Source organism: Mycolicibacterium grossiae (assembly GCF_008329645.1).
Classification (GTDB): Bacteria; Actinomycetota; Actinomycetes; order Mycobacteriales; family Mycobacteriaceae; genus Mycobacterium; species Mycobacterium grossiae.
The window spans coordinates 40,565-59,335 of record NZ_CP043474.1 but is presented as its reverse complement, the minus strand read 5'-3'; the positions used below and the strand labels follow the sequence as shown (position 1 = coordinate 59,335).

Here is an 18,771-nt window from a genome sequence, read left to right as displayed (position 1 = left end):
GCACATGGCGATCCACCGATTTCGTGGCTCCGGCAAACCTCGGCGTTTTCGCCGACGGGACCGTGGGTACACGTTGCGCACCGATAACGGCGGTATTGCAGGAAGAGAACGACGGTGGAAGCGAAGTATCGCGTGCGTCAGTCCCGCGGCGACGGGATGGCCTCGATGGCGGCAGCGGTGTCGGCCACGGTGCTGTTGGTCGTCGTCATCTCGCTCGTCGTGGCGTACTTCATCGGATCCACGCTGCCCTACGCGACGTCTTAGCCTTGCAGGTCGGGCTCAGCGCTCGGCGGCCAACCGACCGATCGGGCTGTCCCGCAGCTGATTCAACAGATCCCGGGGGTCCTCGTAGATCGCCACGGCGCCCTCGGCCTCCAACTCCCGCTGGCCGATGCCGCCACTGCGCAGCCCGATGCAGGCGACGCCCGCACGCGAGGCCGCGCGCACGTCCCACACCGTGTCACCGAGGAAGACGGCGCGCTCGGCAGTCACGCCGGCCCGTTCGAGGGCGACCTCCACGATGTCGGGCTTCGGCTTCGCGGTCTCCACGTCCTCCGACGACGTCACCGTGGACACCACGTCCTCGCGGTCCAGCACCTCGCGCAGGATCTTCAGCTCGTCTTCGGGGGCCGAGGTGGCGAGCACCACCTGCAGTCCCATGTCGGCGACGGCGTCGAGCAGATCGCGACCGGCTGCCAGCGGCCGGATGAGGCCGGTGGTCTCCCGGTAGTACTTGGTGTGCAGTTCCTTCACCCGGGGTGCGAGGTCCTCGGCGTCGTCGGGCACCAACTCGTCGAGCAGCGTCGAGCCGTCCATTCCGATGCGGTGGTGGATGCGCCATGCCTCGACGTCGAGGTCGACGTCCGCGAACGCCCGCAGCCACGCGTGCACGTGGAGGTAGTTGGTGTCGACGAGCGTGCCGTCGATGTCGAAGAGCACCGCGGGTTCGGCCATGGACGGCGGGGTTCCCCATGCCGGTCGGGCGAAACCGGCGGGCCGTCCCCATCAGGTCTACGACGAGGGCTGGCGCCGGTTTATCCGACGGCACGGCGGGAAGCCGGGGCGCGAGTCGAGCGAGGGAGCAGACGATGTCGACGCCGGACGACGCGCAACGGGATGGTCAGCAGGACGTCCAGCGGGACACGGCGAATGCCGAGCGGGAAGCGGCCCGGCATCGAGCCGACGTCGACAGCGCACGCAGCGCGGCCGCGGCCAACGCCGCGCGTGACGCGCCGAACCAGTAGCGGGGCGCTGCCGAGAACGACAAGGCGCTGCTTAGAAGGTGACCACCAGCGTCACGGCAGCGAGGACGAGCAGCGCCCAGGCCACCGCCGGGACGAGCAGGCCCCGACGTCGTCGCGCGCCCAGCAGTGACGCCACGATCGCGACGATCGGGATGGCCGGCGTGCCGTAGAGGATGAGCCCGAACACCGTCTCGTTGGGCCCGAGTCCCGAACACGTCGCCGCAGTGCAGCCGGCTGAACCCAGCACCTGCAGGTAGGCGAAGGCGACGACGGCCAGGGCGCCGGGCAGTGTGAGCAGGACGAGTGTCCAATGCAGCGCGGTGTGGCGCGGCCGCCGAGCGGTCTTGCTGGCGCCGCTCGCGGCGGTGGCGTCGGCGCCGTTCGTGGCACTCGTGGTGGTCATGTGACTCTCCTCCATCCCCATGACGCGTACCCCGCGGTGCGGCACGGAAACCGGCGTTGCGGACGGCGTCGGCGCGCCCGGTTTCGTGGGAGGGGCGACGGGTATCCGTGTGGTCACAGCCGAATGACGCGCCACGTCCTGACGTGGCCCGGGAAGTGGAGGTGGACGATGGGTGACACGTCGCGAGATCCGGTCGATCACAGTCGCACCACGCGACAGCACGCCGGCGAGACGATGAAGAACGCCGCCGCCAACGGTCCCGGGCTGATCACCATCGCGGTTGGAGTGATCGCCATGGTCGTGGGGTTGGCTTCATTCGCCACGGGGTCGAGCGCGGCCGGTGGAATTGCCATCGGCATCGCGGTCCTGCTGTGGATCATCGGCGGCGCGGTGCTGTTCCTCGCGCACCGCCGCGTACGGCAGAAGGAATTGCACTTCGCCGCCACCAACCCGCACGCCGAAGCCCACCCTCCGACGAGCTGAGGACGACGATGGCCAGTCAGCCGTCAGGCCCGGGGGAGTACTGGTTGCCCCTGGTTGGTTTGATCCTCATCGGCAGCGGCGTCGCGGCGATCGGGACGCTTCTGGTGGTCGCCGGGGCGGGGCACGGGTGGGTGCAGTCGGCTCTGCTGCTCGGTGGTGCGGCGGTGCTCCTCGGCGCCGGATACGGACTGCTGACCTACGACGGTCGCGGCAAGGGCGGGTGGCGTCGCGCCACGATGAGCGACGACGAACGCCAGGTCTACCGGGCCGAGTTCCGTCAGTCCGCGACGAGCCTGAGGTGATTGCGCGGCGGGTTGACCACGGCGCTGATCGCATCCTCCAGGGTGCGCGCCACCGGGAGGCCGCCGCCAGGGTCGCAGATGCGCAGCAGTCGGTCGACTTCGCTTCCCGCGACCACCACGAGCGCCACGCCGATGCGCGAGCACGTGACGTTGACCCGGTGCAGCACCGAGAAGCCCTGCGTGCCGAAGAACTCGAGGGGGCGCAGGTCCAGGATGAGCCGGGTGGCCGCGTCCAGGTTGGCCGTTACGAACTCCGACATCTCCGTGGCGTTCGCCGCGTCGATCTGCCCCTCGGCGGTGTGGAGCACCATCGACTCGCCGATCGTGCAGGTGTCGAAGTGCGCGCCGCGGTGCAGGCGCGGCCTGTCGGTGGTGATGTGGGGTGCGACGGACATGGCGGGCTCCGATCTCGGATTCGAACGAATCGCACGCCAAGGGAGTGGGCCCTGTTGCCTGAAAGCCACCGTCCAGACCCGGGGGACCGGACGTCGGATGACGTAGGTGGTTCGGCTGTGAACTCAACCTAAAGCGGACTCTAGCCCCCATTCCGGCCGGGGACAATGAACTTTCGCTGTGCGTAATACCTGATGAGCTGGGCGTTGACTGAACGCGGCTCGGAATGGCAAATCTGACGAAGCAGCCGGTCGACCATCGTTTCGATCATGCCGGCGTGGGCACTCCGGATTCACGGACGAGGAGGTGAGCGTCATGTCTCCTGTCGACGCCGATGCCGAACAGTGGGATCGCTACGGGCGGTCGGAGACGACCACGGAGAAGCTCGACCGAAACTGGGCGAGTCTGCTGCAGGAGCTCCGCGTCGTTCAGACCGGCGTGCAACTGCTGACCGGCTTCCTGTTGACCCTGCCGTTCCAACCGCGTTTCGACACCCTGGATCCCGACGTCCGTTACGTCTTCCTCGGCACCGTGTCCTGTTCGGTGATCGCCACCGTCCTGCTCATCGCGCCGGTGGGGCTGCACCGGGTCCTCTTCCGCAGGCACCGCTTGGTGACGTTGGTGGAGGCCGCCCACCGGCTGGCGTACGCGGGGTTGCTCCTGCTGGGCGCCGCGCTCGTCGGGACGACCGTCGTGGTCTTCGACGCCGTGGTCGGGCACCGCCCCGCCGTCGTCGCCGGAGCGGTGGCCGTCGGGGCCTTCGCCGGTCTCTGGATCGTCCTACCGGTCTGGATGCGCGTTTTTCCGCCGAACCCGTCGGGTATGCCCTTGGCAACCGACGAGAGGCGAGGCCCGAACCATGGGCAACAGACTTAGCAGGCACGAGCGGGAGACGCGGCGCGAGATCGCGACCTACCTGTCGATTTCGTTTGCGGTCGCGTTTGCGGCCATCGTCGCCGCAGTGGTGGCCCGCACCGCCGACAGGGCACCCGCTGCGGCGGCCCCACAGCACGTTGCGGCCGCGTCCGTGCCCGCCCCCGACCAGCCCATCAGCCAGGAGGGCCGGCTGGTGTCGGTGACGCCGACGTCGGTCACGGCACAGGGTGCCGACGGCGTCCCCCGTACCTACGTGGTCGACGGGCAGACCAATGCGATCACGCCCGCGGGCAGCCAGGTCGGCGCCGCGGGAACCGCCTTCGCCGTCAATGACGAGGTCCAGATCGTCGGCGTCGTCCGTGGCGGAACGGCCATCGCCACGGCCGTCGCGCACCGCGACGTCAGTCAACTCGCCGGCCCGCCCATGGACTACGCGCTGCCCTGAGCCGCACGCCGATCGTTGCATAGAGCAACGAAAGTCTTGGTCGATTCGGGAATGGGACGTCCGCACCACTTCGTTGTGCCCAAGGGGTTTCGGGGGCATGACGAGGAGGAGACGGACGTGAGCGTGACGACGAAGACCATGAAGCCGGTGGCTGCCATCGTGGGCGGTTCGGCCATCGCCGCAGCGGCCATCGTGGCCGCGGTGCTGCAGGGAGCCGACGCCGGATCGTTCGCCGGCGGGGAGATGTCCACCGGTGCCACCATCACGGCCACCAATCCGCCCAGCGAGGCGTCCATCCCGGCGGCCGTGCCGAAGATCACCGGCCCGGCGCCGCTGCCGTCGGAGGAGCAGGGGCTCCCCGGCTGAGGTCGTGACGATCGCCGTCCGGCCACGTCGCAGTGACGTGGCCGGACAGGCGGGCGCGAGCGTCGGGGACGTCTCTCGCGCCACCGTTGTGGTCGCGCGGACGCGTCCGTAGCCTCGGGGCGTGGCGGGAACCATCACCGTCAGCGCCGACGAGCTGGCCGCACTGGGGTTCTTCGCCGGATGTCCGGTCGAATCCCTGGTTCCGCTCGCGCACCGACTGCGCCCGCTGGGCGCCGCGCCGGGTCAGGTGCTGATGCGCCAGGGTGACCCGGCGGTGTCGTTCCTGCTGATCGCCTCGGGCCGGGTCGAGGTGTCGCACGCCGGCGTCGACGGCGAGGTGAGCGTCGCGACGGTCGAGCCCGGCTTCATCGTCGGTGAGATCGCCCTGCTGCGCGATACGCCCCGAACCGCGACCGTGACGGCGCTCGGTGACGTCACCGGCTGGGTGGGCGGCCGTGAGGCCTTCGCGATCATGCTCCACGCGCCCTCGATGATGGACGCGCTGGTCCGTACCGCCCGGCAACGTCTGGCGGCGTACGTCGCGCCGCTTCCCGTGACCATGCGCGACGGGACGGTGCTGTACCTGCGTCCGGTCCTGCCGGGCGACAACGAGCGCACGGTCCACGGCCCCGTGCAGTTCTCCAGCGAGACGCTGTACCGGCGCTTCCAGAGCACGCGCACACCGACCGCGTCGCTGATGCGCTACCTCTTCGAGGTGGACTACGTCGACCACTTCGTGTGGGTGCTCACCGACGGCGTGCACGGGCCGGTGGTCGCCGACGCCCGCTTCGTCCGCGACGCGGCGACGCCGGAGGAGGCCGAGGTCGCGTTCATCGTCGGCGACGACTACCAGCACCGTGGCATCGGAACGTTCCTGATGGATGCGCTCGTCGCCGCGGCGCACGCGGCCGGGGTGCGCCGGTTCACCGCTCGCGTGCTCAGCGACAACTACGCCATGCGGGCGATCCTCGACCGCTACGGGGCGCACTGGCATCGCGAGGACCTCGGGGTGGTGACTACGGTGATAGACGTGCCCACGCTGCGCGACACCTCCCTCGACTCCACGCGATACCGCGAGATCCGTTCGCTCGCACGGGACGTCATGCGGGCGCTGAGTTGACCGGCCGGCGACCGCCGCTCAGCAAGGACACCACGCTGTGCATCTCGCTGGCGGCGCGGCCGAGCAACATCGGCACGCGGTTCCACAACCACCTCTACGACGTTCTGGGCCTCGACTTCCTGTACAAGGCCTTCACGACCACCGACATCGCGGCCGCGATCGGTGGCGTCCGGGCTCTCGGCATCCGCGGCTGCTCGGTGTCCATGCCCTTCAAGGAGGACGTGCTCGCCCTCGTCGACGAGGTCGAACCCTCGGCGCGGGTGATCAATTCGGTGAACACCATCGTCAACGACCTGTCGGTGCCCGGCGGTCGTCTCACCGCGGCGAACACCGATTACCTTGCCATCCAACGCCTCATCGACACCCACGGGCTCGACCCGTCGTCCACGGTGCTGATCCGGGGAAGCGGCGGCATGGCCAGCGCCGTCGGCGCCGCCTTCGCCGACCGCGGCTTCGCGTCCGGTCTCGTGGTCGCGCGCAACGGCGCGACGGGCCGCGCGCTGGCCGACCTGCTCGGTTACGACTACGCCGCGGACGTCGGCGGCCGGACCGCCGACGTCGTCGTCAACGTCACGCCGGTCGGGATGTCCGGCGGTCCGGAGGCGGGCGAGCAGGCCTTCGACGATGCCACCATCGCAGCGGCGCGCACCGTGTTCGACGTCGTCGCGTTGCCGTCGGAGACCCCGGTCATCACCGCGGCCCGCGCCGCCGGCGTCCCGGTGATCACGGGTGCGGAGGTCATCGCACTGCAGGCCGCCGAGCAGTTCGAGCGGTACACCGGTGTCCGGCCGAGCGCCGAGCAGGTGGCCGAGGCGTCGGCGATCTCGCGGGCCTGACCGCTACGGCGTGATCTTCGCCGTCCGGTCGATCTCGGCGGTCGCCTCCATCAACGGCCGGATCTGGTCCTCGGTGCCGTCGGCGTTGATCTGCAGCACGAACAGATCCTGGCCGGACGGGACGAGCACGGTCTTCTGCGCGATCATCCGCTTCACGCCGTTGCGGACGTAACTGCCGCCGAGCTGGTAGGCCTTGAATCCGGCCAGCGTCGCGTCCTGGCCTTCGCCGAGGCTCTGGAAACCGGGCAGGTTGTTGAGTTCACCCGGGGCGTACTGCAGGACCTTCTCGGGGTCCACGTTGCCGGTCAGCTTCGACATCAGGGCGAGGATCGTCGGGGGATCGGCCGCCATCGCCGGATCGCCGCGGAAGACCATGGCGCTGAACGCATACGGCGGCGTCGCGGGGCCCGCGTCCACCCAGCCCGCGGGGACCGGCAGGTCGACGACGGGGCCCGGCTGGCCGCGCTTGATCTGGGTTTCGGTGATGCCGTTCTGCTTGATGTAGTCGGCGATGGTCTCGCTCTTGCCGGCGGGCTTGGCCGAGGGTGACCCGGTGGGCGCCGCACCACTCGACGACGCCGAGGAGGACGCCGAGCGGGACGCCGCCGAGGACGAGGCCTCCGGCGCGGAGTCGGATCCGCAGCCCGCGAGGGTGACGGCGACGGCGAGTGCCGCGATGGCGCTGCCGCAGGCGGTGAGCGGCGTCTTCATGAACTCTCCTGTCGTCGGACGACTGCGAGCCTACGGATGGCGCTGGAGCATCGCACGCACATCATCGAAGCGGAGTGTCCCGTGCTCGGTCGGCGGCTGCGGTGCTCCCGCCGTGGTATCAAGGCGACGTGCGCGTTCTCGCGTCGTGTGTGGCGCTGGCGGTGTGCGCCGGGTGCGCCTCGCCGGACCCCGCCCCGCCCGCTCCGACGTCATCGGCCGCCACGACGCCCGCCGCGTCGGCCGTGATCGACACCGGTCAGGTGGGGCGAACCCGGGCGCTGCTGCCGCCGGGGTTCGACTTCGGCGGCGTCCCGGTGCGCGTCGCGCCGGTGGCGCTGTGGGGTCTCGGTGCGCAGTGGGTCGCCGAGCCGCAGCGCTGCGCCGTCCTGGCCGAGCCGCCAATCGACACCCCGGCGCAGGGCTGGTCGGCGTCCGGGCCGGGTGCCATCGTCTACGTCGTCGTCGCGGCGTCGCCCGTCACCCTCGACGACGCCGTCCGCGCCGAATGCGGCACGTTCGCGGTGCAGGCGGGCCACACCTCGGGCGTCGTCCGGGACGTCGAGGCGCCCGCCGTGGACGGCGCCGCCACGATCGGCCTCCAGGTCGACGCGACCACCGTCGTCGAGGGCGGCACCGAAACTCATTCGCAGGCGCAAACGTTGAGTGCCTACCTGCCGGGGCACCTGGTGTCGGTCACCGTGGTGACCGACCCGGGCTCGACCGACGATCTCGTCGGCGCTGAATTCCCGGCGACACTGCTCAGCCGCACCGTCTCGGCGCTGCGTGGCGAACGGTAGATTGGCGGCGATGTCGAGAATCGTGCTGGCGCTCGTCTGCGCCGTGGTGCTGGTGGCGTGTTCCGGCGGCACCGAGCCGCCGCAGGCCGACATCGCCAAGGTGCGTGACGTCCGGTCGTCCTTCGGGCCGGAGTTCACGGTGACCACCATCGACGAGACCGGCATCGATCCGCGACTGCTTGCGCCACAGGCGCTTCCGCCCGGCATCACGCTCGACCCGGCGAACTGCACGTCGCTGGCCAAGGGGCTGGACCTGCCGAAGGACCTCAAGGGCAACATGGCCGCGGTGACGGCGGAGGGCGCGGGCAACCGCTTCATCGCGATCGCCGTCGAGACCTCGCAGACCGTGCCGTTCCCCGACCCGGGCGCGGACTGCCAGAAGGTCGCCTTCGCCGGTCCGGGTGCCCGCGGCCTGGTGGAGGTGGTCGAGGCGCCCACCATCGACGACGCCCGCACCCTGGGGACGCACCGCGTGGTGCAGACGATGGTCAACGGCAAGCCCGCGTCGGGCGAGCTGTACAACTACACGGCCGCCTTCGGTTCCTACCTGGTGATCGTCACGGCCAATCCGCTGGTGCTGCCGAACGTTCCGGTCGCTCCGGTGGACACCGCGCGGGCCCGCAACCTGGTGACCGCGGCGGTGGCGGCGATCCGCGAGCCGGTCAGTAGCTAGCGGACGTCGCGTGGCCGGAACTGGATGCTGATCCGCGGCCCCGTCGGCCGCGTCGACTTGGGCACGGAGTGCTCCCAGGTGCGCTGGCACGAACCGCCCATCACCAGCAGATCGCCGTGGCCCTGCGGCAGTCGCAGCGCGCGGCCGCCGGAGCGCGGCCGCATCGCGAACGCGCGCGTCGACCCGAGGCTGAGGATGGCCACCATGGTGTCGGTGGTCCTGCTGCGGCCGATGTCGTCCCCGTGCCAGGCGACGCTGTCGTTCTCGTCGCGGTAGAGGCAGAGCCCGACGGTGGTGAACGGCTCGCCGAGTTCGCCGGCGTAGATGTCGTTGAGGCGCACCCGCAGCTTCGCGAGCGCCGGGTGGGGCGCCGGTCCGGTGCTGAGGTCGTGGAAGCTGACCAGGCGAGGCACGTCGAGGACGCGGTCGTACATCTGTCGGCGCTCGGCGCGCCACGGGACCGTCTCGACCAGCTCGTCGAACAGGCCGTCGTGGCCCGTCAGCCATCCTGCTCGGACGTCGATCCACGCGCCGTCGGTGAGTGTGCGGCGCTCGGTGCAGTCGAACAGCGACCCCTGGACGGACAAGGACACCCCGACATGTTATCGCACATGCGTTCGACGTCTAGAGGTTGGCGGCGCCGGGACCGCGTTCGGCGAGGACGTCGCCGGGGTTGGCCAGGGCGCACGCCTTGAGGCTCAGGCAGCCGCAGCCGATGCACCCGGAGAGGTTGTCGCGCAGGCGCTGCAGGTGGGTGATGCGCTCGTCGAGATCGGCGCGCCACCCGGCCGACAGCCGTGCCCAGTCCTTGCTGCTGGGCACCCGGTCGTCGGGCAGGGTGGCGAGCGCCTCACGGATCCGGGCGAGGGGGATGCCCAGGCGTTGGGACATCCGGATGAACGCCACCCGGCGGATCGTCTCGCGGGCGTAGCGCCGCTGATTGCCCGACGTGCGGCGGCTGGTGATCAGCCCCTCGCGTTCGTAGAAGTGCAGCGCCGACACCGCAACGCCACTGCGGTGCGACATCTCTCCCGGCGTGAGGTCCACGCTGTCCATGACCTCAACCATAGTCAAGGTTGGATTTCGGGATACGGTGCTAGGCGTGACGGACATCCCGCTGGGGGCGGATTCGGAGGTCGGCAGGCTGCGGACGGTCATCCTGCACCGGCCGGGCGCCGAACTGCAGCGGTTGACGCCCCGCAACAACGACCGGCTGCTGTTCGACGGGCTGCCGTGGGTGGCCAAGGCGCAGCAGGAGCACGACGCCTTCGCGGGGCTGCTCCGGTCGCGCGGCGTCGAGGTGCTGCTGTTGGCCGACCTGCTCACCGAGGCGCTCGCGAGCGGAGCGGCCCGCATGCACGGCATCTCGGCAGCCGTCGACTCTCGCCGGCTCGGAGTGCCCCTCGCTCAGGAACTCTCGGTGTACCTGCGGACGCTGGCGGCCGCGCCGCTCGCGCACGTGCTGATGGCGGGGATGACGTTCGACGAGCTGCCGTTCGGCGAGAGCGAGCTGTCGCTGGTGCGGCGAATGCACCACGGCGGCGACTTCGTCATCGACCCGCTGCCCAACCTGCTGTTCACCCGCGACTCCTCGTTCTGGATCGGCCCGCGCGTGGCGATCACGTCGCTCGCCATGCCGGCACGCGTGCGGGAGACGTCGCTGACCGACCTCATCTACGCCCACCACCCCCGCTTCCTGGGCGTGCGGCGGGCATACGAGTCGCGCTCGGCCCCCGTCGAGGGCGGTGACGTGCTGCTGCTCGGCCCCGGCGTCGTGGCCGTCGGGGTGGGGGAGCGCACCACGCCGGCCGGTGCGGAGGCTTTGGCGCGCAGCCTGTTCGACGACGGGCTGGCGCACACCGTGCTGGCCGTACCCATCGCGCAGGAGCGCGCGCAGATGCACCTCGACACCGTGTGCACGATGGTCGACACCGACGCCGTGGTGATGTACCCCAACATCGTGGACTCGTTGTCCGCGTTCACGATTCGGCAGCAGTCCGGCGGGGTGCGCATCGACCGCGCGGTACCGTTCGTCGACGCGGCCGCCGACGCCATGGGCATCGGGAAGCTGCGCGTCATCGACACCGGGCTCGACCCCGTCACCGCCGAGCGCGAGCAGTGGGACGACGGCAACAACACCCTGGCGCTGGCCCCCGGCGTCGTCGTCGCCTACGAGCGCAACACCGAGACCAACGCCCGGCTCGCCGACTCGGGCATCGAGGTGCTGCCCATCGCCGCCTCCGAACTCGGTACCGGCCGCGGCGGCCCCCGGTGCATGTCCTGCCCGGCGGCGCGCGACCCGCTGTAGGGGGCTTTCTCGCGGCGCTCTGCGTTGAGATTGCGTTCAGGGCTGCGATTCCGGCCGGATCACGACCCTCAGCGCAATCTCAACGGGTGCCCGCGGCGCGCGAAGGCGTCCGCGGTCCGTCTCAGGACGTAGGCGGGCGAGTGTTCGGCCACCACGTGGACGTCGAGCCAGCCTTGTTGACGCACTAGTTCATTGCGTCCGATGTCGTGAACGTAGCGCTTGCGGTCGAGTTGGTGGCGGTCACCGTCGTATTCGGCGCTGACCATCGGCCCTTCCCAGCCCAGATCGAGGAACGCCGTCGACCACCCATCACTGACGCGGACCTGCGTCGCCGGTCGCGGGAAGCCCGCGTCGACGTAGAGCAGTCGCAGCCAGGTCTCTCTGGGCGATTGCGCCCCGCCATCCATGAGGTCCAGAGCGACACCGGCACGCCGGATGCCCCGCGCCCGTGGATGCCGGTCGACGAGAGCGACCGCGGCCTGGCTCGTCAGGTCCGTGGCATGGGCGAGCGCATCGAGATGGCGAACGGCGTGGTTGCGCGGTAGATGGCGGGCCAGGTCGACGGCGGTCCTGGCGGGCGTCGTCACACACATCCCGTCGATCTCCATGATCTCGTCGGCGTCGATCCGCTCGTTGCGCGTGACGATTCCGGCCGGGGAGCGACTGCGTCCGACGATCAATTCGATGGGCGTGCCGTCGTCGACGTAACCCGCGCCGTGCAGTGCGGCCGCGGCCCGGCCCGCGATCACCCCCTCGCGGCCGGACCACAGCCATGCGGCGCGAGTACGGACGAGCAGCGTCCGCTTCGCGGCCTTCGGCACGTAGACGTCCGGAAACATCAACGTGAAGTTCCAACGCAGTTGACCGCGCGTCAGTCCGCGTGCCGCCAGGTGATCGCTACCGATGAAGGGCCCCCGCATGCGCCGATCGTGATCGGTGGGTCCGACGAATGCGGCCCTCGGCAGCGAGATTGCGCACAGGGCTGTGGACAACCGGAAATCGCGACCCTGAGCGCAATGTCGACGCGAATGGCCCCTACCGCCAGGACGGCAGCCAGATCTGCATGTTCCACGTCGCCTGCGAGATGGGCAGGCCGGTGAGGATGGGGAACAGCCAGGCGAAGTTCGTGATCACCAGCGCGACGTAGAAGCACACGACCAGCAGGCCGAGAGTGCGGCGTTCGGGGTTCTGCCGCGGGGCGTAGAGGACGTCGCCGAGGATCAACGCGATCGCCATCACCAGGAACGGCGCCATCGGCGCGGCGTAGAAGAAGTACATCTGCCGATCGATGTCGGCGAACCACGGCAGGTAGCCGGCGCCGTAGCCGACGAGCACCACGCCGTAACGCCAGTCCCGCCGGACCAGCGCCCGCCACAGCGCCCAGCCGAGCACCGGGACCGCCAGGAACCACATGGCCGGCGTGCCGACGAGCATCACGGCCTTGACGCAGGACTGCGTCCCGCAGCCGGCGACGTCGTTGTTGTCGATCGCGTACAGCACCGGCCGCAGCGACATCGGCCACGTCCACGGCTTGGACTCCCACGGGTGGTGGTTGCCCGCGGCGTTGGTGAGGTTCGAGTGGAACGTGAAGACGGAGTACGTGTAGTGCCACAGCGAGCGGATGGCGTCGGGCAGGACGCCGTCGCCGCCGATGGTGCGGTACTCCTCGTGCCGGTACACGCCGGTCTCGGAGGCGAACCACGGGCCGAACGACGCCAGGTACACCAGGAACGGGATCAGACCCAGCGCGTACACCGACGGGCCGAGGTCGCGGCGCAGGGTGCCGACCCACGGGCGCGGCACGCGGTACTGCCGCCGCGCGGCCACGTCGAACGCTAGCGTCATGAGCCCGAAGAACAGCACGAAGTACAGGCCCGACCACTTGGTGCCCAGCGCCAGACCCAGCAGCACGCCGGCACCGAACCGCCACCACCGCACGCCGAGCCGCGGACCCCACGGCGTCTCGTCGATGCGGCCTTCGAGCGCCGCGACGTGCATCCGCAGCCGCATGTCGTCGCGGTCGACGATCAGCGCACTGAACGCCGCGACCACGAACACCACCAGGAACACGTCGAGCAGCGCCGTGCGCGCCGTCACGAAGCTCACGCCGTCGGCGACGATGAGCAGCCCCGCGATCCCACCGATCAGCGTCGACCGGGTGATGCGGCGGACGGTGCGGGCGACCAGCACGACGATCACCACGCCGCACACCGCGCCGCTGAACCGCCAGCCCAGCCCGTTGTAACCGAACAGCGCCTCGCCGATCGCCATCAGGAACTTGCCGACCGGCGGATGCACCACCAGGCCGTAGCCGGGGTTGTCCTCGACGCCGTGATTGCCCAGCATCTGCCAGGCCTGCGGCGCGTAGTGCTTCTCGTCGAAGATCGGGGTGCCACCGTCGGTGGGCGAGCCGAGGTTGAGGAACCGCGTGACGGCGGCCAGCGCCGCGATCACCGCGGTCATCGCCCAGCCCTGCAGCCGGTCGAGCGGCCCGAAATCCGGTGCCGGCAGCAGCGGCCCCGGGCTGATCACCGGCGCCGTGCGCGCGCTGACGGGCTCGGCGGGCGGGGCGGTCACGACAGCGATCGTAGGCTGTCGGTCGTGACCGAAGGCCGACTGCTGCTCGCGGCGACGCCGTTGGGCCAGGTCGGCGACGCGTCGGCGCGTCTGATCGAGGCCCTGGGCACCGCGGACGTCATCGCCGCCGAGGACACCCGCCGCGTCCGCACCCTGGCGCAGGCGCTGGACGTCCGCCCGACCGGCCGCATCACCAGCTTCTTCGACCAGAACGAGGCATCGCGGGTGCCCGCCCTGCTCGATGACGTCCGCGGCGGTGCGACGGTGCTGGTGGTGAGCGACGCCGGGATGCCGCTGATCAGCGACCCCGGCTACCGCCTGGTGGCGGCGTGCGCCGAGGCCCGGCTCACCGTCAGCTGCCTGCCCGGTCCGTCGGCGGTGACGACGGCGCTCGCGGTCTCCGGGCTGCCGTCGGACCGGTTCTGCTTCGACGGCTTCGCGCCCCGCAAGCAGGCGGCGCGGCGCAGCTGGCTGGCCGGCCTGGGCGTCGAGCCGCGGACCGTGGTCTTCTTCGAGTCGCCGCGCCGACTGGCCGAGTGCCTGACTGATGCGGTCGCGACGCTGGGGGCCGACCGGCGCGCGGTCGTCTGCCGGGAACTCACCAAGACCCACGAGGAGGTCCGCCGCGGCACGCTCGCCGAGCTGGCCGCGTGGGCGACCGACGGGGTCCTCGGCGAGATCACGGTGGTGCTCGCCGGCGCCACGCCGAAGGCCAACCTCGACACGCTGGTCGCCGAGGTGCTCTCCCTCGTCGACGACGGCGCACGGGTCAAGGACGCCTGCGCCGACGTGGTCGCCGCGCATCCGGGAGCCCCCTCGCGCCGGGACCTCTACGAGGCGGTGCTCCGCGCCCGGTCCTGATCGGCCGGAAGGCGACTCCCAGGAACGACGGCCACACTGGAGTGGCACCCGACCTCGAGGAGAGACCGTGGACATCGTTGCGCTGGAGGAGCACTACGCCACCGACGACGTGGTGGCGGCATGGCAGGCCCTCGACGCGCCGTGGCGTGACCCGGCGCTCGAGATGTCGGCCGACGACGAACGCGACCGCCGACTGCGCTCGCTGGACGAGGAACGGCTGGCGGTGATGGACGACGCCGGGGTGGACGTGCAGGTGCTGTCGCTCACCTCGCCGGGGCTGTTCCCGCTCACCGAGGCCGACGCGGTCGCGCTGCAGGGCCCGACCAACGACGCCCTGGCCGCCGCCGTGGCGCACCACCCCGACCGGTTTCAGGGTTTCGCCACCCTGGCGCCGCAGCGGCCCGAGGCCGCCGCCGACGAATTGCGCCGTGCGGTCACCGATCTCGGTTTCCACGGCGCTCTCATCTTCAGCCGGGTGCGCGACGAGCCGATCGACCGCAGCCGGTTCTGGCCGGTGTTCGAGGCGGCCGAGGCGCTGCGCGCACCGCTGTACCTGCACCCGCAGACGCCGCCCGCCGCGGTGCGCGAGGCCTACTACGGCGGCTTCGACGCCGCCGTCGACACCGCGTTTGCGACGTTCGGCATCGGCTGGCACTACGACGCCGGGGTCGAGGTCCTGCGCATGATCTACGCCGGGGTGTTCGACCGGTTCCCCGACCTCCAGGTGATCCTCGGCCACTGGGGAGAGGTGGCCGCGTTCTACCTCGACCGCATCGACCGCATGGCCCCCATCGCCAGGTTGGCCCGGCCGGTGTCGGAGTACTTCGCGCACAACGTCTTCGTCACGCCCGGCGGCGTGTTCAGCCAGCGCTACCTCGGCTGGGCGCTCGACGTGATGGGTGCCGACCGGATCCTGTTCGCCGCGGACTACCCGTACGTCTCGGCCGGCGACGGCGCCGCCCGGCGCTTCCTGGCCGAGGCGGACCTGACCGACGCCGACCGCGCGAAGATCGCCTCGGAGAACTGGGCTCAGCTGCGTGCGTCGATCCGGCGCTGACCGCCGACGATCGGGGCGGCCTTGTGCAGGCACTCCTCCCACTCGAGGTCCGGGTCGGAGTCCGCGGTGATGCCGCCGCCGACGCCGAGCACCGCCATGCCGTCGGCGTCGACCTCCACGGTCCGGATCGCGACGTTGAGTTCGCACCCGACGGCCGGTGACGCGAAGCCGGCCGTGCCGCAGTAGATTCCGCGCCGTGCCGGTTCCCAGGACCGCAGCAGCGTTCGGGCCCGTTCCTTCGGCGTCCCGGTGACCGACGCCGGCGGGAACGTCGCCTCGAGCAGCGTGGCCATCGGCACGGTGGCGGGCACCCGGGCGGTCACCGTGGACACCAGGTGCCACACCCCGGGCGCGCGGCGCACGGTCAGCAGGTCCGGCACGGTCACCGAGCCGGTGACCGCGACCCGGCCGAGGTCGTTGCGCACTAGGTCGACGATCATGACGTTCTCCGCGACGTCCTTCGCCGAGGCGAGCAGGTCGGCGGCCGGCCGGTCCAACGGCAGGGTGCCCTTGATGGGGCTCGACGCGACGAGATCGCCACGGCGGGAGAGGAACAGCTCGGGGGAGAACGACGCGACGGCGCCCCAGACGCCGGCGACGTAGGCCGCGCGGCTCGGGGCCGTGCGTGCGACGACGTCGGCGAAGAGGTCCACCGGGTGGCCGTCGAGGTGACCGCGGAACCGGGTGCACACGCACGCCTGGTACACCTCGCCCGCGCGGATCGCGTCGAGGCATGCGAGCACCCCGGCGCGGTGGGTGCCGCGGTCGGGCTCCCGCCATGCCACGGCGTGCGGCCGCGCCGGTGCCGGCCGCCGCAGGGCGTCGGTGATCCACGCCGGAACCGCTGTGCTCGCAAGGGATTCGTACCACCACCGGCCGTCGGCGTCCTGGCGCAGCACGCAGTCCGTCCTCCCGCCGGCGGCCTCCGGGATGCGGGGCGGGCCGCCGTCGGCACCGGGGTCGGGATAGGACAGGTACCCCACCCAGCCACCGCCCACCGCGCCGCCCTCCTCGCCAAGCGCGATGTCGGCCGGGACGTCGAACACCTCGTCGGCCGGCACGGGCCGCACGTCGACGCTCGGCGCGATCACCGCGCGCGAGCCGAACCAGTCCCCGGTCAGCGCGGCGGGCGGCGGCATGCCGAGCCGCTCGGTCGCCGCGTCGAGTGCACGCAGCACCGCCGACGGGCTCCCCAGCGCGGGTAGCGGTTCGACGTGCACCCGGCCAGCTTGGCAGACCGCTACCGCGCGATGGTGCGCGCGACCGTCACGCCGGCGAGCTTCTCCGGGTTGCGCATCGCGTAGAAGTTCGCGATGCGCCCGTCGACGATCTCGAGCACGACGACGCCCTCGAGCGTGTCGCCGAGGTAGAGCACCAGCGCGGGCAGACCGTTGTACATCGCCGGCTCGGCGCGGCCGTCGGGACCCCCGAGCCGGACCAGTCCGGCCACCACGCGGGCCACCCGGTCGGCGCCCACCACCGGTCGGCGGGCGGCGCTGGCCTTGCCGTCGCTGTCGGCGGTCCACACCACGTCGGGCGCCAGCATCGTCATCAGCCCGTCGATGTCACCGGTGGCGGCGGTGGCGAAGAACTGCGTGGTGAGCCGCAGCGACGCCTCCGGGTCGACGGGCTCGTACCGCCGGCGCCGCGCATGCACGTGTTCGCGTGCGCGATGGGCGATCTGGCGTACCGCGGCCGGCGACTTGCCGATGGCGTCGGCGATCTCGGCGTGGTCGAACCCGAACACCTCCCGCAGCACGAACACCGCACGCTCGTCGGGGCCGAGGGTCTCCAGCACCACCATCATCGCCATCGACACCGATTCGGCGAGCACCACGTCGTGCGCGGCGTCGGCGGCGTCGATCAGCAGCGGCTCGGGCAGCCAGGGCCCGACGTACTCCTCACGGCGGCGGGACTGCGCCCGTAGCGCGTTGAGCGCCTGCCGGGTGATCAGCCGCGCGAGGTAGGCCTTGGTGTCGGTCACCTCGGCGAGGTCGACCTCGGCCCAGCGCAGGTATCCGTCCTGCAGGACGTCGTCGGCTTCGGTCGCCGTGCCCGTGATCTCGTAGGCGATGGTGAACAGCAGCGGCCGCAGCCGGGTGAAGCGCTCGGCGTGCTCGTCGGTCATGACGCGGGCGCGGTCACGGCCGCGGCGGCCACGCGCCGTGCGCGGTTGCCGCCCTTGAGCCAGAAGTAGGAACCGGGTGTGCGCGCCTCCTTGGACAGGAAGGAGATCGTGCCCTTGCAGACGGCCTCCTTGATTCCGGCGGCGAGCCGGCCGCCGAGGTACAGCGGCAGTACCCGGTCGTCGAGGTGGGCGAGCTGGATCGTCGCCGCGCGCCGGCCGAGGCTGATGCACTGGCCGGTGAAGGCCTGGTTCACCGTGGCCGGTTCGGTCCCGGCGATGCGGCTGAGCACGGTGTTGGCGGCTTGCGCGCCGAGCGGGATCGCCGCCTGGCAGCTCATCCGCAGCGGCGCGTCCGACGGTGCGGAGGCGTCGCCGGCCGCCACGATGCGCGGGTCGTCGACGCTCGTCAGCGTCTCGTCGGTGAGCAGCCGTCCGATCGCGTCGGTGGTCAGGCCGCTGCGGGCGGCGAGGTCCGGCACGCCGAAGCCGGCGGTCCAGATGGTGACCGCGCTGGGCAGCGCGTGCCCGTCCGACAGCGTGACCGCGTCCCGGCGCACCTCGGCGACCTTCGGCTCGGCCAGCACGGTGACGCCGAGTCGGCGCAGCGTCCTGGCGACCGAGGCACGACCCGGGCCGCTGAGGTACGGGCCGAGGACACCGCCGCACACCAGTGTCACGGCGTGGCCCTCCTCGGCGAGTTCGGCGGCCATCTCGATGCCGGTCGGCCCCGCACCCACAACCGTGACCGGCTCGCCGCGCCGGATGCCGGCCACCGCGGCGCGCAGCGGTTCCCCGTGCTCGAACTCCGAGACCGGGTACGCGAACTCGGCGGCACCGGGGACGCCGAGCACGGCGCCGGTGCTGCCGACCGCGTAGATCAGGTAGTCGTAGCCGATCGCCTCCCCGGAGGCGAGGGCGACGGTGCGGGCCGCGGCGTCGATGCGCTCGGCGCTGTCGACCACCAGCCGGACGTCGGTGCCCAGCACGTCGGCGTAGTCGACGACGGCGTCGTCGGAGCCCGTCACCAGCTGGTGCAGCCGGATGCGCTCCACGAACACCGGCCGCGGGTTGATCAGCGTCACGGCGACGGTCGGGTCGAGCCGCAGGTGATTCGCGGCGATGACGCCGGCGTAGCCGCCACCGATCACGACGACGTGGGTGTGCTTGTCGGTCATGAGAACTCCTTCGAGG

General features: G+C 71.3%; 25 protein-coding genes. 14 read left to right on the top strand and 11 right to left on the bottom strand.

Translation table 11 applies throughout. The features are described from left to right. Positions 1-132 precede the first annotated feature (132 nt). Positions 133-264 carry a hypothetical protein gene (locus FZ046_RS28105; protein ID WP_256277756.1) on the top strand — a complete coding sequence of 44 codons (132 nt, stop codon included), beginning with the start codon at positions 133-135 and terminating at the stop codon, positions 262-264. Between the two features lie 15 nt (positions 265-279). Here FZ046_RS28105 and FZ046_RS00300 read toward each other — a convergent pair whose 3' ends face one another. Continuing rightward, positions 280-954, bottom strand: a complete 675-nt coding sequence (locus FZ046_RS00300; RefSeq protein ID WP_070351163.1) for an HAD family hydrolase — start codon at positions 952-954, stop codon at positions 280-282. A 134-nt stretch (positions 955-1,088) separates the two neighbouring features. Here FZ046_RS00300 and FZ046_RS27175 point away from each other — a divergent pair, with 134 nt between their 5' ends. Next, positions 1,089-1,244: a hypothetical protein gene (locus FZ046_RS27175; RefSeq protein WP_170292372.1), complete on the top strand. Its 156-nt coding sequence runs from the start codon at positions 1,089-1,091 to the stop codon at positions 1,242-1,244. 31 nt (positions 1,245-1,275) lie between these two features. On the opposite strand, the gene FZ046_RS00295 is transcribed toward FZ046_RS27175, so the two are convergent. Further along, a complete protein-coding gene (locus FZ046_RS00295) occupies positions 1,276-1,647 on the bottom strand; it encodes a hypothetical protein (RefSeq protein WP_070351240.1) in 372 nt (123 codons plus the stop codon). Positions 1,648-1,815: 168 nt separating this feature from the next. Between FZ046_RS00295 and FZ046_RS00290 the strand changes: the two genes are divergently transcribed. Beyond that, positions 1,816-2,130: a hypothetical protein gene (locus FZ046_RS00290; RefSeq protein ID WP_070351164.1), complete on the top strand. Its 315-nt coding sequence runs from the start codon at positions 1,816-1,818 to the stop codon at positions 2,128-2,130. Between the two features lie 44 nt (positions 2,131-2,174). Continuing rightward, the gene (locus FZ046_RS00285; RefSeq protein WP_125939639.1) at positions 2,175-2,432 is read left to right on the top strand and encodes a hypothetical protein; all 258 of its coding nucleotides are present in this window, start codon (positions 2,175-2,177) and stop codon (positions 2,430-2,432) included. Here FZ046_RS00285 and FZ046_RS00280 read toward each other — a convergent pair. After that, positions 2,408-2,827, bottom strand: coding sequence for an STAS domain-containing protein (locus tag FZ046_RS00280; RefSeq protein WP_083297940.1), 420 nt, complete (start codon positions 2,825-2,827; stop codon positions 2,408-2,410). The two genes, FZ046_RS00285 and FZ046_RS00280, sit on opposite strands and share 25 nt — an antisense overlap. A 313-nt stretch (positions 2,828-3,140) precedes the next feature. On the opposite strand from FZ046_RS00280, the gene FZ046_RS00275 reads away from it, so the two are divergent. The 5 genes from FZ046_RS00275 (at position 3,141) to FZ046_RS00255 (ending at position 6,468) form a co-directional block, all read left to right on the top strand. Beyond that, positions 3,141-3,701 (top strand): DUF6328 family protein, encoded by a 561-nt coding sequence (locus FZ046_RS00275; protein WP_070351241.1) that lies wholly within the window; start codon positions 3,141-3,143, stop codon positions 3,699-3,701. Next, positions 3,685-4,146, top strand: coding sequence for a hypothetical protein (locus tag FZ046_RS00270; RefSeq protein ID WP_070351166.1), 462 nt, complete (start codon positions 3,685-3,687; stop codon positions 4,144-4,146). The genes FZ046_RS00275 and FZ046_RS00270 overlap by 17 nt, the downstream gene beginning before the upstream one ends. 117 nt (positions 4,147-4,263) lie before the next feature. Next, on the top strand, positions 4,264-4,512 hold the full coding sequence (locus FZ046_RS00265) for a hypothetical protein (protein WP_125939640.1): 249 nt from the start codon (positions 4,264-4,266) through the stop codon (positions 4,510-4,512). Positions 4,513-4,633: 121 nt separating this feature from the next. After that, positions 4,634-5,632 carry an acetyltransferase Pat gene (locus FZ046_RS00260; protein ID WP_070351167.1) on the top strand — a complete coding sequence of 333 codons (999 nt, stop codon included), beginning with the start codon at positions 4,634-4,636 and terminating at the stop codon, positions 5,630-5,632. Continuing rightward, positions 5,629-6,468 (top strand): shikimate 5-dehydrogenase, encoded by an 840-nt coding sequence (locus tag FZ046_RS00255; protein ID WP_070351168.1) that lies wholly within the window; start codon positions 5,629-5,631, stop codon positions 6,466-6,468. Before FZ046_RS00260 ends, FZ046_RS00255 begins: the two co-directional genes overlap by 4 nt. A gap of 3 nt (positions 6,469-6,471) precedes the next feature. Here FZ046_RS00255 and FZ046_RS00250 read toward each other — a convergent pair whose 3' ends face one another. Beyond that, complete coding sequence (locus FZ046_RS00250; protein WP_070351169.1) at positions 6,472-7,179, bottom strand: envelope biogenesis lipoprotein LpqN; 708 nt, start codon at positions 7,177-7,179, stop codon at positions 6,472-6,474. Between the two features lie 128 nt (positions 7,180-7,307). Between FZ046_RS00250 and FZ046_RS00245 the strand changes: the two genes are divergently transcribed. Both FZ046_RS00245 and FZ046_RS00240 read left to right on the top strand, forming a co-directional pair. Then, positions 7,308-7,976, top strand: coding sequence for a DUF5642 family protein (locus FZ046_RS00245; RefSeq protein ID WP_070351243.1), 669 nt, complete (start codon positions 7,308-7,310; stop codon positions 7,974-7,976). Between the two features lie 10 nt (positions 7,977-7,986). Beyond that, positions 7,987-8,649 carry a DUF5642 family protein gene (locus tag FZ046_RS00240; RefSeq protein WP_070351170.1) on the top strand — a complete coding sequence of 221 codons (663 nt, stop codon included), beginning with the start codon at positions 7,987-7,989 and terminating at the stop codon, positions 8,647-8,649. Here FZ046_RS00240 and FZ046_RS00235 read toward each other — a convergent pair. Both FZ046_RS00235 and soxR read right to left on the bottom strand, forming a co-directional pair. After that, entirely contained in the window at positions 8,646-9,242 is a 597-nt protein-coding gene (locus FZ046_RS00235) for an alpha-ketoglutarate-dependent dioxygenase AlkB (RefSeq protein ID WP_070351171.1), read from the bottom strand. The genes FZ046_RS00240 and FZ046_RS00235 overlap by 4 nt on opposite strands. A 31-nt stretch (positions 9,243-9,273) precedes the next feature. Continuing rightward, complete coding sequence (gene soxR / locus FZ046_RS00230) at positions 9,274-9,705, bottom strand: redox-sensitive transcriptional activator SoxR (RefSeq protein WP_070351172.1); 432 nt, start codon at positions 9,703-9,705, stop codon at positions 9,274-9,276. 46 nt (positions 9,706-9,751) lie between these two features. Here soxR and arcA point away from each other — a divergent pair, with 46 nt between their 5' ends. Further along, positions 9,752-10,957, top strand: coding sequence for an arginine deiminase (gene arcA / locus FZ046_RS00225; RefSeq protein WP_070351173.1), 1,206 nt, complete (start codon positions 9,752-9,754; stop codon positions 10,955-10,957). A 68-nt stretch (positions 10,958-11,025) separates the two neighbouring features. Here arcA and FZ046_RS00220 read toward each other — a convergent pair whose 3' ends face one another. Then, the gene (locus FZ046_RS00220; RefSeq protein ID WP_070351174.1) at positions 11,026-11,877 is read right to left on the bottom strand and encodes a type IV toxin-antitoxin system AbiEi family antitoxin; all 852 of its coding nucleotides are present in this window, start codon (positions 11,875-11,877) and stop codon (positions 11,026-11,028) included. A 115-nt stretch (positions 11,878-11,992) separates the two neighbouring features. Beyond that, entirely contained in the window at positions 11,993-13,534 is a 1,542-nt protein-coding gene (locus FZ046_RS00215) for a dolichyl-phosphate-mannose--protein mannosyltransferase (RefSeq protein WP_070351175.1), read from the bottom strand. A gap of 24 nt (positions 13,535-13,558) precedes the next feature. Between FZ046_RS00215 and rsmI the strand changes: the two genes are divergently transcribed. Both rsmI and FZ046_RS00205 read left to right on the top strand, forming a co-directional pair. Continuing rightward, complete coding sequence (rsmI, locus tag FZ046_RS00210; RefSeq protein WP_070351176.1) at positions 13,559-14,395, top strand: 16S rRNA (cytidine(1402)-2'-O)-methyltransferase; 837 nt, start codon at positions 13,559-13,561, stop codon at positions 14,393-14,395. 67 nt (positions 14,396-14,462) lie between these two features. Next, a complete protein-coding gene (locus FZ046_RS00205) occupies positions 14,463-15,452 on the top strand; it encodes an amidohydrolase family protein (protein ID WP_070351177.1) in 990 nt (329 codons plus the stop codon). Here the strand turns inward: FZ046_RS00205 and FZ046_RS00200 are convergent. From FZ046_RS00200 to FZ046_RS00190, 3 genes are read right to left on the bottom strand one after another with little or no spacing between them, the layout of a single operon-like run. Further along, entirely contained in the window at positions 15,425-16,672 is a 1,248-nt protein-coding gene (locus FZ046_RS00200) for an aminodeoxychorismate synthase component I (protein ID WP_070351178.1), read from the bottom strand. The two genes, FZ046_RS00205 and FZ046_RS00200, sit on opposite strands and share 28 nt — an antisense overlap. 20 nt (positions 16,673-16,692) lie before the next feature. Further along, a complete protein-coding gene (locus FZ046_RS00195; RefSeq protein WP_070351179.1) occupies positions 16,693-17,580 on the bottom strand; it encodes an RNA polymerase sigma-70 factor in 888 nt (295 codons plus the stop codon). Beyond that, the gene (locus FZ046_RS00190; protein WP_070351180.1) at positions 17,577-18,755 is read right to left on the bottom strand and encodes an NAD(P)/FAD-dependent oxidoreductase; all 1,179 of its coding nucleotides are present in this window, start codon (positions 18,753-18,755) and stop codon (positions 17,577-17,579) included. Before FZ046_RS00190 ends, FZ046_RS00195 begins: the two co-directional genes overlap by 4 nt. Between the last annotated feature and the right edge of the window lie 16 nt (positions 18,756-18,771).

Coding starts and splice junctions, on each gene's coding strand:
- FZ046_RS00300 (WP_070351163.1), bottom strand. CDS start 954: ATGGCCGAACCCGCGGTGCTCTTCGACATCGACGGCACGCTCGTCGAC.
- FZ046_RS27175 (WP_170292372.1), top strand. CDS start 1,089: ATGTCGACGCCGGACGACGCGCAACGGGATGGTCAGCAGGACGTCCAG.
- FZ046_RS00295 (WP_070351240.1), bottom strand. CDS start 1,647: ATGACCACCACGAGTGCCACGAACGGCGCCGACGCCACCGCCGCGAGC.
- FZ046_RS00290 (WP_070351164.1), top strand. CDS start 1,816: ATGGGTGACACGTCGCGAGATCCGGTCGATCACAGTCGCACCACGCGA.
- FZ046_RS00280 (WP_083297940.1), bottom strand. CDS start 2,827: ATGTCCGTCGCACCCCACATCACCACCGACAGGCCGCGCCTGCACCGC.
- FZ046_RS00275 (WP_070351241.1), top strand. CDS start 3,141: ATGTCTCCTGTCGACGCCGATGCCGAACAGTGGGATCGCTACGGGCGG.
- FZ046_RS00270 (WP_070351166.1), top strand. CDS start 3,685: ATGGGCAACAGACTTAGCAGGCACGAGCGGGAGACGCGGCGCGAGATC.
- FZ046_RS00250 (WP_070351169.1), bottom strand. CDS start 7,179: ATGAAGACGCCGCTCACCGCCTGCGGCAGCGCCATCGCGGCACTCGCC.
- FZ046_RS00240 (WP_070351170.1), top strand. CDS start 7,987: ATGTCGAGAATCGTGCTGGCGCTCGTCTGCGCCGTGGTGCTGGTGGCG.
- soxR (WP_070351172.1), bottom strand. CDS start 9,705: ATGGACAGCGTGGACCTCACGCCGGGAGAGATGTCGCACCGCAGTGGC.
- FZ046_RS00220 (WP_070351174.1), bottom strand. CDS start 11,877: ATGCGGGGGCCCTTCATCGGTAGCGATCACCTGGCGGCACGCGGACTG.
- FZ046_RS00195 (WP_070351179.1), bottom strand. CDS start 17,580: ATGACCGACGAGCACGCCGAGCGCTTCACCCGGCTGCGGCCGCTGCTG.
- FZ046_RS00190 (WP_070351180.1), bottom strand. CDS start 18,755: ATGACCGACAAGCACACCCACGTCGTCGTGATCGGTGGCGGCTACGCC.